14 protein-coding genes, 2 tRNA genes and 2 pseudogenes are annotated in these 15110 nt (G+C 68.6%); 6 read left to right on the top strand and 12 right to left on the bottom strand.

Going from position 1 to position 15110, the window contains the following annotated elements; translation table 11 throughout:
- The first annotated feature begins 68 nt into the window (after window positions 1-68).
- Window positions 69-2664: pseudogene (gene valS / locus AC38ZX_RS07355) on the top strand (valine--tRNA ligase).
- Window positions 2665-2739: 75 nt separating this feature from the next.
- On the opposite strand, the gene AC38ZX_RS07350 reads toward valS, so the two are convergent.
- The 8 genes from AC38ZX_RS07350 to AC38ZX_RS07315 all read right to left on the bottom strand — a co-directional run bounded on the left by AC38ZX_RS07350 (window position 2740) and on the right by AC38ZX_RS07315 (window position 10373).
- Window positions 2740-3936, bottom strand: a complete 1197-nt coding sequence (locus tag AC38ZX_RS07350; RefSeq protein WP_491296862.1) for a baeRF2 domain-containing protein — start codon at window positions 3934-3936, stop codon at window positions 2740-2742.
- A gap of 126 nt (window positions 3937-4062) precedes the next feature.
- Complete coding sequence (locus tag AC38ZX_RS07345; RefSeq protein WP_426595175.1) at window positions 4063-4377, bottom strand: chorismate mutase; 315 nt, start codon at window positions 4375-4377, stop codon at window positions 4063-4065.
- A 31-nt stretch (window positions 4378-4408) separates the two neighbouring features.
- Window positions 4409-5689, bottom strand: a complete 1281-nt coding sequence (gene clpX, locus AC38ZX_RS07340; RefSeq protein WP_426595174.1) for an ATP-dependent Clp protease ATP-binding subunit ClpX — start codon at window positions 5687-5689, stop codon at window positions 4409-4411.
- Between the two features lie 222 nt (window positions 5690-5911).
- On the bottom strand, window positions 5912-6613 hold the full coding sequence (locus tag AC38ZX_RS07335) for an ATP-dependent Clp protease proteolytic subunit (RefSeq protein ID WP_426595173.1): 702 nt from the start codon (window positions 6611-6613) through the stop codon (window positions 5912-5914).
- 46 nt (window positions 6614-6659) lie between these two features.
- Entirely contained in the window at window positions 6660-7277 is a 618-nt protein-coding gene (locus AC38ZX_RS07330; protein ID WP_426595172.1) for an ATP-dependent Clp protease proteolytic subunit, read from the bottom strand.
- Window positions 7278-7501: 224 nt separating this feature from the next.
- Complete coding sequence (gene tig / locus AC38ZX_RS07325; protein WP_491296861.1) at window positions 7502-8926, bottom strand: trigger factor; 1425 nt, start codon at window positions 8924-8926, stop codon at window positions 7502-7504.
- Window positions 8927-9264: 338 nt separating this feature from the next.
- Window positions 9265-10227: a DUF389 domain-containing protein gene (locus AC38ZX_RS07320; RefSeq protein WP_491296860.1), complete on the bottom strand. Its 963-nt coding sequence runs from the start codon at window positions 10225-10227 to the stop codon at window positions 9265-9267.
- Between the two features lie 72 nt (window positions 10228-10299).
- Window positions 10300-10373: transfer RNA gene (locus AC38ZX_RS07315), tRNA-Pro, on the bottom strand.
- A 104-nt stretch (window positions 10374-10477) separates the two neighbouring features.
- Here AC38ZX_RS07315 and AC38ZX_RS07310 point away from each other — a divergent pair.
- The 4 genes and pseudogenes from AC38ZX_RS07310 to AC38ZX_RS07295 all read left to right on the top strand — a co-directional run bounded on the left by AC38ZX_RS07310 (window position 10478) and on the right by AC38ZX_RS07295 (window position 11833).
- A tRNA-Gly gene (locus tag AC38ZX_RS07310) sits at window positions 10478-10551 on the top strand.
- 165 nt (window positions 10552-10716) lie between these two features.
- Window positions 10717-10812 (top strand): annotated as a pseudogene (locus AC38ZX_RS07305) (hypothetical protein); the annotation flags it as partial.
- Window positions 10813-10931: 119 nt separating this feature from the next.
- Window positions 10932-11363, top strand: a complete 432-nt coding sequence (locus tag AC38ZX_RS07300; protein ID WP_491297571.1) for a hypothetical protein — start codon at window positions 10932-10934, stop codon at window positions 11361-11363.
- Complete coding sequence (locus AC38ZX_RS07295) at window positions 11360-11833, top strand: tyrosine-type recombinase/integrase (protein WP_491296859.1); 474 nt, start codon at window positions 11360-11362, stop codon at window positions 11831-11833. The genes AC38ZX_RS07300 and AC38ZX_RS07295 overlap by 4 nt, the downstream gene beginning before the upstream one ends.
- Window positions 11834-11842: 9 nt before the next feature.
- Here the strand turns inward: AC38ZX_RS07295 and AC38ZX_RS07290 are convergent, their stop codons facing one another.
- Complete coding sequence (locus AC38ZX_RS07290) at window positions 11843-12223, bottom strand: hypothetical protein (RefSeq protein ID WP_491296857.1); 381 nt, start codon at window positions 12221-12223, stop codon at window positions 11843-11845.
- Window positions 12224-12821: 598 nt separating this feature from the next.
- On the opposite strand from AC38ZX_RS07290, the gene AC38ZX_RS07285 reads away from it, so the two are divergent.
- Window positions 12822-13106, top strand: coding sequence for a hypothetical protein (locus tag AC38ZX_RS07285; RefSeq protein WP_491296856.1), 285 nt, complete (start codon window positions 12822-12824; stop codon window positions 13104-13106).
- Window positions 13107-13440: 334 nt separating this feature from the next.
- Here the strand turns inward: AC38ZX_RS07285 and AC38ZX_RS07280 are convergent, their stop codons facing one another.
- From AC38ZX_RS07280 to AC38ZX_RS07270, 3 genes are all read right to left on the bottom strand, one after another.
- On the bottom strand, window positions 13441-13590 hold the full coding sequence (locus AC38ZX_RS07280) for a hypothetical protein (protein ID WP_491296855.1): 150 nt from the start codon (window positions 13588-13590) through the stop codon (window positions 13441-13443).
- Window positions 13591-13942: 352 nt separating this feature from the next.
- Complete coding sequence (locus tag AC38ZX_RS07275) at window positions 13943-14509, bottom strand: HEAT repeat domain-containing protein (protein WP_491296854.1); 567 nt, start codon at window positions 14507-14509, stop codon at window positions 13943-13945.
- An 88-nt stretch (window positions 14510-14597) separates the two neighbouring features.
- Window positions 14598-15095, bottom strand: coding sequence for a putative toxin (locus AC38ZX_RS07270; protein ID WP_491296853.1), 498 nt, complete (start codon window positions 15093-15095; stop codon window positions 14598-14600).
- Between the last annotated feature and the right edge of the window lie 15 nt (window positions 15096-15110).

Below are 15110 nucleotides of genomic sequence, written 5' to 3'. Positions count from 1 at the left end.
ACGTGGACGCGGACTCGTCGCACCGGCCGATCTGGGAAGATAGGGCCCCATGAGCTCCCAAGTCCCCCCTGCGCATCACGGCCCCGCGACACGTCCCGGACAAGGTCTCCCTCGACGGGGTGGAGGACCGCTGGGACGCGACGTGGACCGAGCAGGGTCTGCACACGTTCGACCGGACGGCCACGCGCGAGCAGGTGTACTCGATCGACACCCCGCCGCCCACCGTCTCGGGCTCGTTGCACGTGGGCCACGTGTTCTCCTACACGCACACCGACGTGGTCGCGCGCTTCCAGCGGATGCGGGGGCGCGAGGTGTTCTACCCGATGGGCTGGGACGACAACGGCCTGCCCACCGAGCGCCGCGTGCAGAACTACTACGGCGTCCGCTGCGACCCGTCCCTGCAGTACGAGGCGTCGTTCGAGCCGCCGTTCGACGGTGACGTGCCCAAGGGCGCCCAGCAGGTGCCCGTGAGCCGCCGCAACTTCGTCGAGCTGTGCGAGCGCCTCACGGTGGACGACGAGCGCCAGTTCGAGGCCCTCTGGCGCCGGCTCGGCCTCTCGGTCGACTGGGGCATGACCTACCAGACGGTCTCGGCGCCCTCCCGTGCCGTGGCCCAGCAGGCGTTCCTGCGGAACCTCGCGCGCGACGAGGCCTACCAGGCGGAGGCGCCGGGCCTGTGGGACGTGACGTTCCAGACAGCGGTCGCCCAGGCCGAGCTCGAGGCCCGCGACTACCCGGGTGCGTTCCACCGCGTCGCGTTCCACGGCGCCGCCGGACCCGTCTACATCGAGACCACGCGCCCGGAGCTGCTCCCCGCCTGCGTCGCGCTCATCGCCCACCCGTCCGACGAGCGCTACCAGCACCTGTTCGGCACGACCGTGCGCTCGCCGCTGTTCGACGTCGAGCTGCCCGTGCTGGCCCACCCCGGCGCCGAGCCCGACAAGGGTGCGGGCATCGCGATGTGCTGCACGTTCGGCGACCTGACCGACGTCCAGTGGTGGCGCGAGCTGCCGCTGCCCACGCGCTCGGTCATGGGTCGCGACGGCCGCATCCTGCGCGACACCCCGGACTGGATCTCGTCCGAGGCGGGGCGGGCCACGTACGAGGAAGCTGCCGGCAAGACCACGTTCACCGCGCGCGAGGCGGTCGTCGCCGGGCTGCGCTCGTCGGGCGACCTGGACGGCGAGCCGGTCAAGACCCAGCGCAAGGCGAACTTCTACGAGAAGGGCGACAAGCCGCTCGAGATCGTCACCAGCCGCCAGTGGTACATCCGCAACGGCGGTCGCGACGAGTCCCTGCGCGACGCGCTGCTCGCCCGCGGCGCCGAGCTCGGGTTCAACCCCGAGTTCATGCGCGTGCGCTACGAGAACTGGGTGGGCGGTCTCAACGGCGACTGGCTCGTCTCGCGGCAGCGGTTCTTCGGCGTGCCGTTCCCCCTCTGGTACGCGCTCGACGCGGACGGCGAGCCCGTCTACGCCACACCGCTAGTCCCGTCCGAGGACCAGCTGCCGATCGACCCGTCCTCCGACGTCCCCGTCGGCTACACGGCCGACCAGCGCGGCGTGCCCGGCGGCTTCGTCGGCGACCCGGACATCATGGACACCTGGGCGACCAGCTCCCCTGACCCCGCAGATCGTCGGCGGCTGGCGCACCGATCCCGACCTGTTCGCGCGCGTGTTCCCCATGGACCTGCGTCCCCAGGGCCAGGACATCATCCGCACCTGGCTGTTCTCGACGGTCGTGCGGTCGCACCTCGAGCACGGCTCGCTGCCGTGGTCGTCGGCCGCGATCAGCGGCTGGATCCTGGACCCGGACCGCAAGAAGATGTCGAAGTCGGTCGGCAACGTCGTCACGCCCATGGGGCTGCTGGAAGAGCACGGCTCGGACGCCGTCCGGTACTGGGCCGCGTCGGCGCGCCTGGGCACCGACGCCGCGTTCGAGGTCGGCCAGATGAAGATCGGCCGCCGCCTGGCGATCAAGGTCCTCAACGCCTCGAAGTTCGCGCTCTCGTTCGGCGACGCCTCGGCCGAGCTCTCGCTCGACCAAGCCGACGTCACCGCCGAGATCGACCGCGCGATGCTCGCCGGTCTCGCGGACGTCGTCGACAAGGCGACGGCCGCGCTCGTCGCCTACGACCACACGCGAGCGCTGGAGCTCACCGAGACGTTCTTCTGGACGTTCTGCGACGACTACCTCGAGCTGGTCAAGGACCGCGCCTACTCGGACGGCGACGCAGCGCAGTCCGCCCGGACAGCGCTCGCGATCGCGCTCGACGTCCTGCTCCGCCTGTTCGCGCCGGTCCTCCCGTTCGCGACCGAAGAGGTCTGGTCGTGGTGGCGCGAGGGGTCGGTGCACCGCGCGCCGTGGCCGGACACCGCTCCGCTGCGTGCCGCGGCCGGGTCCGCCGACGCCGGCGTGGTGAGCGCGGCCGGGTCCGCCCTGACCGCGCTGCGCAAGGTGAAGTCCGAGGCCAAGGTCTCCATGCGCACGGAGATCGCCGCGGTCACGCTCGCCGTGCCGGTGGCCCTGCGCCCCGGCGTCGAGGTCGCGCTCGACGACGTCCGCTCGGCCGGCCGGGTCACGGGCACGCTGTCCCTGACGGACGGCGACTCGGACACCGTGGTGGCCTCGAGCGCCGAGCTGGTCCCGGCGCCCGCAGCCTGACGCACGAATGTCCGAGCAGGTGCGGCCCGTGGCGCGCACCTGCTCGGACGTCCGTGGTGCTGGACGACCGCGCCGCTAGACGACCGTGCGCAGGCGCGCCTGGTCCGCCGACTGGGTGGGGACCGCCTCGCTCGGCGTGGAGCCGTCCGACCAGCGCAGGACAGCGCCGATCCCGTCCACCAGGTCCACCGAGCCGTTCTCCGCGAACGTGAGACCGGCGTCCTGACCGATCGCGGCTCGCACCAGCGCCACGTCGGCGGGCAGCTGGCGCGCGCCTTCGGAGACGCCGATCGACGCGAGGTCCGCGGCGGACGACGCCAGCTGCAACGGCTCGTCGCCCACCCAGAGCTGCTGCTCAGAGAGCCCCTGGGAGAGCGCGTCGACGTGCAGCACCAGCTCGGACACCTGCCCGCGCCGGAGCACCTCGATGACGTCGTCCAGCGTGGTCACGGCACCCTCGCCGCGCCCCTGGGCCTCCCGGAACCGCGCGAGCACCGCGTCCCGACGACGGCCGCGGAAGCCGCTGAGCACCTCGACCACGCGGCTGTCGAACACGTCCTGGTTGACGCCGTCGCCACGCGCTCCGCCGGGCACCTCGACGAGCACCTCCGTGACGTGCTGCGCCACGGCGTCCCGCACCATCCCCACGGCTCGACCGTCGCCGGTGAGGACGACGAGATCGGGGCTCCGCTCGGACACCCGCTTGTCGAGCACGGCGGCGACCGCCTCGGCGTTGCGCTGCCAGGAGTCCTCCGCCCGGGTCTGGCTGCGCCGGTCGAGCCCACCCTCGCGGGTCTTGTGCACGTCGTCGTGCCCACCCTCGACGGTCTCGACCTCGGGCCCGCCCAAGGTACGCACGCTCCCGCCGGTCGCCCAGGTGAGGTCCGCTCCGTTGCGGTCCACCTCGACGAGCAGGTAGCTGACGGTCTGGTCGGCGGCGCGGACGGCGGGCAGCAGCGCCGGCACCGGGCCGTGCACGGCGTGCGCCTGCGCGGGCGGCTCGGCCAGCACGCGGTCGACGACCACCCCGTCGGCGTCCGACACGATCACGCGACCGTGCGGACCGCGAACCCCGGTCGGGGTGGCGACGAGCTCTCCGATCTCGTCCAGCACGCGAGCGGGCGCACCATCGCGCTCCAGCTGACGTCGGACGGCCTTCCAGCGGTCGGCGGCCTCGGCCTCCCCGGCCGCGTCGGCACGGGTCACGTCCAGGTACACGGTCGTGAACGGCGACGGGCGTCCGAGCAGGGGCTTGAGCCAGTGCAGGTCCATGGGCAGATCCTCCGGGATCGACGCTCCCCAGCGGTCGCGGGATCCCCCCCGTACGGCCCGCCGGAGCTGACCCTGTCTACCTTCCGCCACCTGCCCAGCCAGCGCTACCCCGCGCGAGCGATCCGGTCAGGATCGGGTCGCGTGGTCCTGCGCGATCTCCTCGTGGTGCCGGATGACCTCCTCGACGATGAACGCGAGGAACTTCTCGGCGAACACCGGGTCGAGGTCGGCCTCGTGCGCCAGCTGCCGCAGGCGCGCGACCTGCTGCTCCTCGCGTCCGGGGTCCGACGGAGGCATGCCTCGCGTCGCCTTGAGCACGCCGACCTGCTGGGTCGACTTGAAGCGCTCCGCCAGCAGGTAGATCAGGGCGGCGTCGATGTTGTCGATGCTGCCGCGCAGCCGTGCCAGCTCGGCCGGGATCGGCGTGGGGAGGTCGCTCACGGACGCGATCCTAGGCGCTCGCTTCGCGAGGTCAGGCGCTCTTCTCGCGCGGCGGGCGCTTCTCGCGCGGGGTCTCCCGCGGCACGAGGGTCGGGTTCACGTTCTCCAGCACGACCGCGCGCGTGATCAGCACGCGGGCGACGTCGTCGCGGCTGGGGACCTCGAACATGACCTGCTGGAGCACTTCCTCCATGATCGCGCGCAGACCACGAGCACCGGTCCCGCGCAGGAGCGCCTGGTCGGCGATCGCGGCCACGGCCTCGTCGTCGAACTCGAGCTCGACGCCGTCGATCTGGAACATCCGCTGGTACTGCTTGACCAGGGCGTTCTTGGGCTCCGTGAGGATGCGGACGAGCGCGTCCTGGTCGAGCCGCGCAACCGCGGCGACCACGGGCAGGCGACCGATGAACTCGGGGATCAGACCGTACTTCTGCAGGTCCTCGGGGCGGACCTCGGAGAACAGGTCGCCCTCGTCGACGGACTCCAGCAGCGGGGCACCGAAGCCCACGACGCGCTTGCGCGCACGGGCCGCGATGATGTCGTCGAGACCCGAGAACGCCCCGGCCACGATGAACAGCACGTTCGTGGTGTCGATCTGGATGAACTCCTGGTGCGGGTGCTTGCGGCCGCCCTGCGGCGGCACCGAGGCCGTGGTGCCCTCGATGATCTTGAGCAGCGCCTGCTGGACGCCCTCGCCGGAGACGTCGCGCGTGATCGACGGATTCTCGCTCTTGCGGGCGATCTTGTCGATCTCGTCGATGTAGATGATGCCCGACTCGGCCTTCTTGACGTCGTAGTCAGCGGCCTGGATGAGCTTGAGCAGGATGTTCTCGACGTCCTCGCCGACGTAACCGGCCTCCGTCAGGGCGGTGGCGTCCGCGATGGCGAACGGGACGTTCAGCATGCGGGCCAGGGTCTGCGCGAGGTACGTCTTGCCGGTGCCGGTGGGGCCCACGAGCAGGATGTTCGACTTCGCGATCTCGATGGGGTCGTCGGTCGAGGTGCGACCGGCCTCACCGGCCTGGACACGCTTGTAGTGGTTGTAGACGGCCACCGAGAGGGCCCGCTTGGCCGACTCCTGGCCGATGATGTACTGCTCGAGGAACTCGAAGATCTCCTTGGGCTTGGGCAGCTCGACCAGCCCGACCTCGGTGGCCTCCGCCAGCTCTTCCTCGATGATCTCGTTGCACAGCTCGATGCACTCGTCGCAGATGTAGACCCCAGGGCCCGCGATCAGCTTCTTGACCTGCTTCTGGGACTTCCCGCAGAACGAGCACTTCAGGAGATCGGCCCCGTCTCCGATGCGAGCCACGTCGATCCCCTCTCTCGTGTCGCCTCCGCCCGGCGGGCGATGCGTCATTGCTGCGCGACCCCGTAGGGTGCGCGCTCCCCATTGCACACCACACCGGCCGGGATGTCAGCCGAACACACGGAGCGTGGTGCGCCGGGTTCGGAAATCTCCCCGGATGGTCCACGGACCGGGCCGCGTTGTCGCGACCCGGTCCGTGACTGCCTTGGACGGTGGTCCTGCTGACTACTTCGGCTGGACCGTCGTCGCGACGACACCCTTGCGGCTCTCGAGAACCTGGTCGACGATCCCGTACTCCTGCGCCTGCTGCGCCGTCAGGATCTTGTCGCGCTCGATGTCCTTGCGGACCAGCTCGATGTCGCGTCCCGTGTGGTGCGCGATGGTCAGCTCGAGCCACTCGCGCATGCGGATGAGCTCGTTCGCGTGGATCTCGATGTCCGAGGCCTGCGCGTAGCCGCCGCCCTCCATCGCGGGCTGGTGGATCAGCACGCGCGCGTTGGGCAGGGCCAGGCGCTTGCCGGGCGAGCCGGCCGCCAGCAGCACGGCCGCGGCGGAGGCGGCCTGCCCGAGGCAGACCGTCTGGATGTGCGGCTTGATGTACTGCATCGTGTCGTAGATCGCCGTCAGCGCCGTGAACGAGCCGCCGGGCGAGTTGATGTACAGGATGATGTCGCGGTCCGGGTCGGTGCTCTCGAGCACCAGGAGCTGCGCCATGACGTCGTCGGCCGAGGCGTCGTCCACCTGCACGCCGAGGAAGATGATGCGGTCCTCGAACAGCTTGGTGTACGGGTCCTGGCGCTTGAAGCCGTAGGCCGTGCGCTCCTCGAACTGCGGCAGCACGTAGCGGCCGGCCGGCGACGAGGGCGCCAGGCCGCCGGGACCCGCGAGCATCCCCGCGCGGGCCATGAACTGGGATTCCATGCTCACGAGATTCTCCTCAAGATGGTGATGACGGCGACGTGGGTGACCGGCGTCAGTTGGTACCGCCGCCACCGGCGACCGAGTCAGCCTTCTCGACCACGTGGTCGATGAAGCCGTACTCGAGGGCCTCGGTGGCGGTGAACCAGCGGTCGCGGTCGGCGTCGCTGTTGATCTGGTCGACGGTCTTGCCGGTCTGCCCGGCGGTGAGCTCGGCCAGCACCGTCTTCATGTGCAGGATCAGCTGCGCGTTGATGCGGACGTCGGTGGCCGTGCCGCCGATGCCGCCGGACGGCTGGTGCATCATGACGCGGGCGTGGGGGGTGGCGTACCGCTTGCCCTGCGCGCCCGACGAGAGCAGGAACTGCCCCATCGAGGCCGCCATGCCCATCGCGATCGTCGCGACGTCCGGCTGGATGAACTGCATCGTGTCGTAGATCGCCATGCCCGCGGTGATCGAGCCACCGGGCGAGTTGATGTACAGCCAGATGTCCTTGTCGGGGTCCTCTGCTGCGAGCAGGAGCATCTGCGCGCAGATCGCGTTCGCGTTGTCGTCGCGCACCTCGGAGCCCAGCCAGATGATGCGCTCGCGCAGGAGTCGGTTGTAGATGGAGTCATTGAGGCCGAATGCCGGGGACTCGGCCCTGGCCAGCGTCGGCACGTGCTCGTTCACGAAGGCTCCCTCGTCAGACGGGTGACAACTGTCCTGCATCGCCCGTGGCGCCCGGGAACACCCCGTCCCACCTGTGCGATGCAGTGACCCTAACGCGGAGCCGCACCCGTCCATGTCCCCGCCGCGAGCGTTTTCGCTGACGGCAGAGCCGGGCGCCCGATACGCGCCGGATGCACGAGGGCCCCGTACCGACCGGGTCGGTACGGGGCCCTCGGACGGCTTCGTCAGGCCTTGGCGTCCTCGGTGAACGCCGAGATGTCGCTGGCGGCGCTCGTGTTCGGCTGGGCCTCGACGTCGGCCTCGGACACGACGTCGGCCAGCACGGACTCCTGCTGGGCGATCTCCTCGGCCGCGTCCTCCTCGTCGGTGCCGATGAAGTCGCTCAGGTCGACGGCGTTGCCGGCAGAGTCCTTGACCTCCACGCGACGCAACGCCACGGCGAGCGCCTTGGAGCGCGCGACCTCGGCGACCATGGTGCCGATCTGGCCCTGCTGGTCGATCGTCTGGATGAACGTGTTCGGGTCCATCCCGTACTGGCGCGACGCGCTCACCAGGTAGTCCAGCAGCTCGGGCTGGCTGACCTTGATCTCGAGCTGCTCGGCCAGGGTGTCCAGGAGGATCTGGTTGCGCAGCGCGGTGGTGGCCTGCTCGCCGACCTCGGCGCGGTGGGTGTCGTCCTCGAGACGACCCTCACCCTCGAGGTGGCGGTGCACCTCGGCCTCGACGACGCCCTGCGGGACCGGGATCTCGGTGCCGGCGAGCAGCTGCTCGAGCAGCAGGTCGCGGGCCTGGACGGCCTGGTTGGAGATCTTGGTCTTCGACGCCTGCTCGCGCAGGTCGGTCGTCAGCTCCTCGAGCGTGTCGAACTCGCTGGCAAGCTGGGCGAAGTCGTCGTCGGCCTCGGGGAGCTGGCGCTCCTTGACGGTGGTCGCCGTGACGGTCACCAGGGCGGTCTCGCCCTCGTGCTCGCCGCCCGCGAGGGCCGTCTCGAACGTCGTGGTCTCGCCGGCCGAGAGGCCCGTCAGCGCCTCGTCGAGACCCTCGAGCATGTTGCCCGAGCCGATCTCGTAGCTGACGCCACTGACCGTGTCGACCTCTTCCTCACCGATCTTGGCGACGAGGTCCAGCACGACGAAGTCCTTCTCGACGGCCGGCCGGTCGATGCCCACGAGGGTGCCGAAGCGCTCGCGCAGGGCGTCCAGGCGGCCGGCGACGTCCTCGTCGGAGACCTCGACGTCGTCGACCGTGATCGCGATGCCGTCGAACGCGGGGACCGTGATCTCGGGGCGGACCTCGACCTCGGCGGTGAAGTGCAGCTCGCCCTCCTCGCCGGCGGGCGCAGCGGTCAGGCCGGGGACCTGCGTGACCTCGACCTCGGGCTGGCCGAGCGGGCGCAGCTTGTTCTCGCGGACGGCCTCGGCGTAGAAGCCGGACAGACCCTCGTTGATCGCGTGCTCCAGGACCGCGGGACGACCGACGCGCTGGTCGATGATGCGCGGCGGGACCTTGCCCTTGCGGAAGCCCGGCACGGTGACGTCCTGCGCGATGTGCTCGTAGGCGTGCGCGATGCTCGGCTTGAGCTCGTCGTACGTCACCTCGACGGTCAGCTTGACCTTGGTCGGGTCCAGGGTCTCGACGGCGCTCTTCACTTCGATGGTCTCCAACTGATCGGGTCCGGCGCCGGCGAGTCCGGCGTTCTCCGTGGTCTTCTCCGCGGTTCTTCGTGCTCATGGCCGCGCGCAAGCCCGTCGGGCGCGCGCTGGCGACCCTCGATCTTACGACACGTCCGCACCCTCCCCAACCCGGTCCCCTCACTCGGAGGGACGGACACGTGCACGACAGATCGCGACTCGGTAGCGGGTCGGCGTCGTCGGCGCCGACCGACAAGGCAGTTGTCGACGCGAAGCCGCGATGAGACGTCGACAGCTGTCTTCTCGGCGGGGGCTCGCCCGACGGAGATCGTTTCCGCCCGGCTCTCGGTCGGAGATCAGCGGCTGCCGCGGATCCTCTGCCGCAGCCGCTCGCGCCGATCGGCGAACCGGTTCCACACGGTCTTCTGGAAGGCCAGGGTGAGCCAGCCTGCGAGCGCCATGCCGAAGATGTTGACGACGAGCTGGAGCGCGCTCCCGCGGACCTCGGCGAGCTGACCGAACGCGAGACCCAGGGCGATGTTGCCGGCGGCGGGAACGGTGGTGACGGAGATGAACACGCCGGACAGGCCACCGACCCGGGCGGACGTCAGCGACAGCACCCCCGCCGCACCGGCGATCACCGCCACGATGAACGACCACTTGTCCGGCGTGTAGATGAAGGCGGTCTCCGGTCGTGGCGCGGTGAACCCCTCGACGGTCACCCACCCGAGCGCCTTGCCGACGAGGCCCGCGACGCAGGTCACGGTGATCGCGACCACGAACCCGACGACGAGGGTGGCCAGGGCGAGGCGGAGCAGGTGGAACCGGCGACGCACCAGCGCCACGCCGAGCGCGGCGATCGGTCCGAACTCCGGGCCCAGGACCATCGCGCCGATGACCAGGATCTGCGAGTCGAGGACGATCGCGATGCCGGCGATGAGCGTCGCCAGGCACATGAAGCTCAGATAGGTCCAGTTGAGCTCGGAGTTGCCGTAGGCCTGCGCCGTGACGTCGGTCCAGACGACCGAGTCGGCGCTGCTGCCCGGTGCGATCCGCTCGGCGTCGAACGCGCGCTGCGACACCCAGGTGTCCACCGTCTCGACCTGCAGGGTGCCCTCGCGCTGGACCCCGAGCTCGACGAGCTCGTCGATGATGACGTTGACGGCCTCACGGGCCACGTCCGCCAGCACGATGTCGCCCACGGGCCGTCTCGACGCGCCCTCGATAACGGCGAGGCCACTCACGGCGGGCTGCCGCTCGAGCACGTCCAGTACGCCGACCGTGAGGTCGCCGGGGACCGAGATGCGCAGGTGGAGCACGGGGGCAAGTGTGTTGCCGCGCGCCGCGCGATGGTGGGAGCCGCGCGGACCGGCACTCGTCACGACGATCGGTCGGGATGGCGGGATTCGAACCCACGACCTTCCGCTCCCAAAGCGGACGCGCTACCAACCTGCGCCACATCCCGGCGCACCCGATCAGGCCCGGAGGCCGGCGGGTGCACGTTGCGCCCTCACGCACCCGGTACCCTGGGTGCCGCGTCCGGGCTGCAGCTGCAGACCCCGGACCAGTGCGGACGTAGCTCAATGGTAGAGCCCCAGTCTTCCAAACTGGCTACGCGGGTTCGATTCCCGTCGTCCGCTCCACATGTACCCGCAGGTCAGAGCCTGTTTCTGGCCATCTCACTGGCCCGTATTTCGGCCACCTTTCGGTTCCCACAGAGACGAAGTACGCTCAGATTTGGCGGCTTCAGTTCCCATTCGGTTCCCAGGCCGTCGCCTGACTGGCTATGTAACCTTGGGGGCATCCTCGTGCCACGACCGTTCGGCGGCACCCGCTTGAAGCCTGCCGGCTACTGGCAGGCCTACTACCCCGGACCCGACGGCCAGCGCGCCTACGAGCCGACGCGGTTTGGCACGCAGAAGGCAGCACGCGCCTGGCTCGACGAGGTGGAGCGCGACCGTGAGCGCGGCTCCTGGGCGGACCCCGGTGCAGCCCATCAGCGCTTCGACGCCTTCGCCACCTCGTGGCTCACCACGGCGAGCGTCGCCTCCACGACCAAGGAGGCCTCTACGCGGGCTACCTGGACAACCACCTGCTCCCGACGTTCGGCCTGCTCAAGCTCGGACAGATCAGCCCGCCGGCCGTGCGCGACTGGTACTCCACCATGGAGGCCAAGAACGCACCGACCGCGCGCGCCCGCTCGTACGCGCTCCTGCGCCAGATCCTGAACGTCGCCGTCGACGACGGGGCCATCGCCGCGAACCCGTGCCGGATCAAGGGAGCGAGCACGACGCGGCACCGGGCGCGGGTCACCCCCGACCTCGAGCAGGCCCGCCAGATCGCAGCGCAGATGCCGCCGCGGTGGCAGTTCCTGGTCACCCTCGCGGTGATGTCCACCGCCCGGTACGGCGAGTCGTCGCGCTGCGCCGACGCGACATCGACACGGTCCGCATGACGGCGACGATCTCGAGGCAGTGGTACCGCGGCAACTTCCGGGAGACAAAGCGGGTCGCGTCGGAACGCGTCATCCACCTGCCGAAGACCCTGCGGCCGGCCCTCGACGCACACCTCTCGGCGTTCGCCGGACCGCGCGCGGACGACCTGCTCTTCGCTACACGGAACGGCACTCCCCCACCGAACAACTGGATCGACGCCCTCGTGAAGCGCGCCGCGGCCGATATCGGACTGGACGGCGTGACGTTCCACTCGTTCCGACATCTCGGCGGAACGCTCGCGGCTCAGACGGGCGCGTCGACGAAGGAGATCATGCGACGCATGGGCCAGTCGACACCGCGCGCGGCGATGATCTACCAGCGGGCCGCTGACGAGCGCGACGAGGCCATCGCCGACAGCATCGCGGCCGGGGCCGTCAGCGGCGCCAAGGTCCTGCCGCTACCGGCGCGACGCTCGGGTCAAGGCCGATAGCTCCGAGGTTCAGTCCTGGTCCATCGCCCGCAGGGCTGACCGAGCCGACAGCAGGGGCATGCCGCGGCCCCGCGTGCCCAGGCCTCGCGGTGTGACCCGCACGCGGGTCCGGCTCGCTCGTTCCGCCGGCGTGCCGGCAACCAGCTCTGGGCGGGCCGGGACCCGATGGGCGAAGACCCAGGCATCGAGATCCTCTTCGAGCCAGCGCACGAGACCGCGTGCGCCGGTGCCGCGAGCCCGAAGGCGAATGCAGGCGACCTCACCCAGTGCAGTGGCCACCCGCAGGGTCGCGATGCTGACCCCGACGTGAGCGGCGGCGGCCGGTGCGGCGAGCAGCATCGGGCTCGCCGGATGTGAGCGGTCGGCGGGAATGTCGTGCGCGACGCTCATCGCCGTTCCTTCCCGTTCAGCCGGGTCGCCGTGAGCGCGAGGTCGGCGGGGACGGCGCCGTACGCTCCGCCCATCTACTTCTCATGTTTTTGCGAGTATCTGACATCGAACCATACTTGCGGGCGTATCGGCAACTACACGAGACAAACGGGGATTTCGCGTACGCTGACGCCGTGTCCACGCCCCCGCACCGCCTCGGTGACCAGACCATTGACGGGCTGCTCGTGCAGGACGACCTGCCCGCCGGCTGGTACCTGCCTAGGCGCTTCCCAGGAGAGCGACCAGACGATGCCAGCGCCGCCATCGATGACCTGCTCGGCTACGACGACCAGTTTGTCAGCGACGAAAGTCGCAGGGCAGAGCTCGAGTCGGAGCAGAACGCGACGATCGACGGTCGTTGGCGCTACATCGAGCACTCCGCGACCGGGACCCGCGTGTTCATCCGGGTCCAGCGCCAGATGTTCGCCGTCCCCGAGGAGATCCGCATCACCGGCGTCGTCTACCTCCCGCGGGTACCCGGAGATCCGATCACCAGCCAGCTTCTGCGCGAGCCCCGACTGCCCGCATCGAAGCAGCCATCAACAAGCGACTATTCGCCATGGCACGCACCACCACCATCACCGGCGGCAAGATCCAACTCCCCAGCGGTCGCAAGTTCGCCGAGCGAGACCTGCTCAAGCCGCTCGGCGACCCTAAGCAGACCCCAGACTTCTACGAGCTGGTCGCACTTCAGCATGGCCGGCTCACGACAACAGGCGACAGAAACCCGTCCGCGACCATGGCCGAAATTAGCGGCGTCGCGCTCAGCACGGCCCAAGGCTGGGTCGCGAAAGCGCGCACCCGCGGACTCCTGCCGGCCGGACGCCGTGGGCGCGCCGGATAGCAATTCGGAGGGCGGGGTGAGTCTCCGCTCAGACCGTTGCCACGTCGCCCAACACACCACAGAATCGGGCGCGCACGACACTCGCAAGTGACGCGTCGATGGTCGTCGGCGCGGTGTTCTGGCGAGACAGTCAGTTCGACGGGTCAGCCCAGTCCAAACCGTCGTTCGTTTCAGCCACAGGGCGCAAGATCATGCTGATGCGAGGCGAGGCGAGGCGAGGGAACGGCAACTGCCGCAACCTTATTTGCGCCATTCCATTTCTTCACGGTCTGTCGATCCACGGACCCGTTCCCCGAGCCCAATCCCGAGCAAAGGGGACCGGTGGTGAAACGGACTAGGCATCAGACTCCGCGCGCTCGCCGTAAATGCTGATCCGCTTCAGTTCCACTTGAAACTGGCCGCGGCGAAAGAGATAATGCGCTTCGCGCACGGCTGCGCCGGACTTGCCGGCAACGATAAATGCTTCCCAAAGCGGGAGCGCCAACCATAGTTCTATTGTTCCGCCTTACACTTCGGTGCCTATGAACGTTCTCGGAGAGACGTCAATCTCTACTCCGCAGACTCGCGTTTCGAAACGCCGAGATACGCTCTGAGAATTTGTCCTAGCGAGCCCGAGGTTCGAAACCATAGTAGGGCGAAGTCGCTCGACCGCGACCTCATCCAGGACCTCGTCGGCCGCATCTTCGCGAGAACCGGCCGTCATGGTGGCAATCCGCAAGGCCAAGTCAACGCGCCTCCAGGCTCGACATTGTGCGGTCAAGCCGACCCGGATGCCAATCGATGGGTCAAGGGCGCAAGATCCGTCTGGCGATCAATTCTCAGGCCAATGAGGCGCTCTACGATGCGAGGATCTTTCGTTCAGCAATCCGCGCTTCCCGCCGAACATCCGGGTCGTCAGACGCCGCTAGCGACTGAATACGTTCCAGTGCGGACCGACTCTTCACGCGGCCTAGCGCTTCAATACCGGCGATCACAATACTCGGCTCTGGGTCATCAAGAAGCCCAATGAGCACACTGGGCATTCTCTCCTCTTTCTTTGCCTTCGCCGGAAGGCGCTTGATAACAACTGCGCGCGAGATTCCTAGTGAGTCATCCTCAGCCAGTTCGACCAGTAGGCCCGCGTGCGATGGCCGCGCGATCCGCGCAATCAGATCGAGCAACAACGCGAGCGTCGCCCCGTCCGGATCGTCGTCGGCAGCCGTCACGCCCGTGAAGTAGTAGCCGGTTGGCATTGAATTAACCATCGCTAGCGCCTCTGGAATGACTTCGTCGGCCAACTCCGGCCTTCCGAGCGCGGTACAAATTGCGATCATGGTCGACCAGTTCCGCGTCGAATGCATTCCGCTAAGAAGTATGGGAACGACCACCGCACGATTTTCGTTCGTGATAGCAAGGTCGTTCATATGTGCGTGTGGTCGCAACCCTATCGCAGCGAGCGCCTCTCGCATTACGACCATCGCTGGATCTTGCATGCCGATCTCCAACCGAACGCTAGAACCAGGCGATACGAATCCCTGGGTGGTTTTCCACGGTCTTGCTTACCGTCGTTTTCCCCCTCTTCACCCATAGAACCAGCGGGCCTCCACCGTTGTGCTTGCCGGCGATTGCAACATAATCCTTTAGTTGCTTGCTGAGATATTGATACTTGACATTCTTTACTTCGTGAATGCGCACTCCGATAAAATCGGGCATTCTTCCGATATTCGACCCGCCGAGCTGTGCAGTCGGGAACGAAATGGAGCTGTGCGCGAGTCCCAGCCTCTTGCCGACCGCGTCCTCCCCGGCCTTTCCAATCGCACAGACGCTAGCACCGCCGGCGTTGTGCACGAGTACGTCTGGTTGGTCGGTGCCCGTGGTGACGAAATAGGTGTGGGCGCCGGCAACGTGCAAGTTGTAGACCGTTGGGTTGGCAATCTCACCCAAATCGGTAGTCGCGATGACCGTGATCAGGTCACCTTTGGAATCGACGATGAGGTCGTCGGGGAGCACGTCCCCCGCGACGGT

This window comes from Cellulomonas sp. McL0606 (assembly GCF_058248365.1).
The sequence above is the reverse complement of the archived record's forward strand: the minus strand, read 5'-3'. Positions and strand labels throughout refer to the sequence as shown.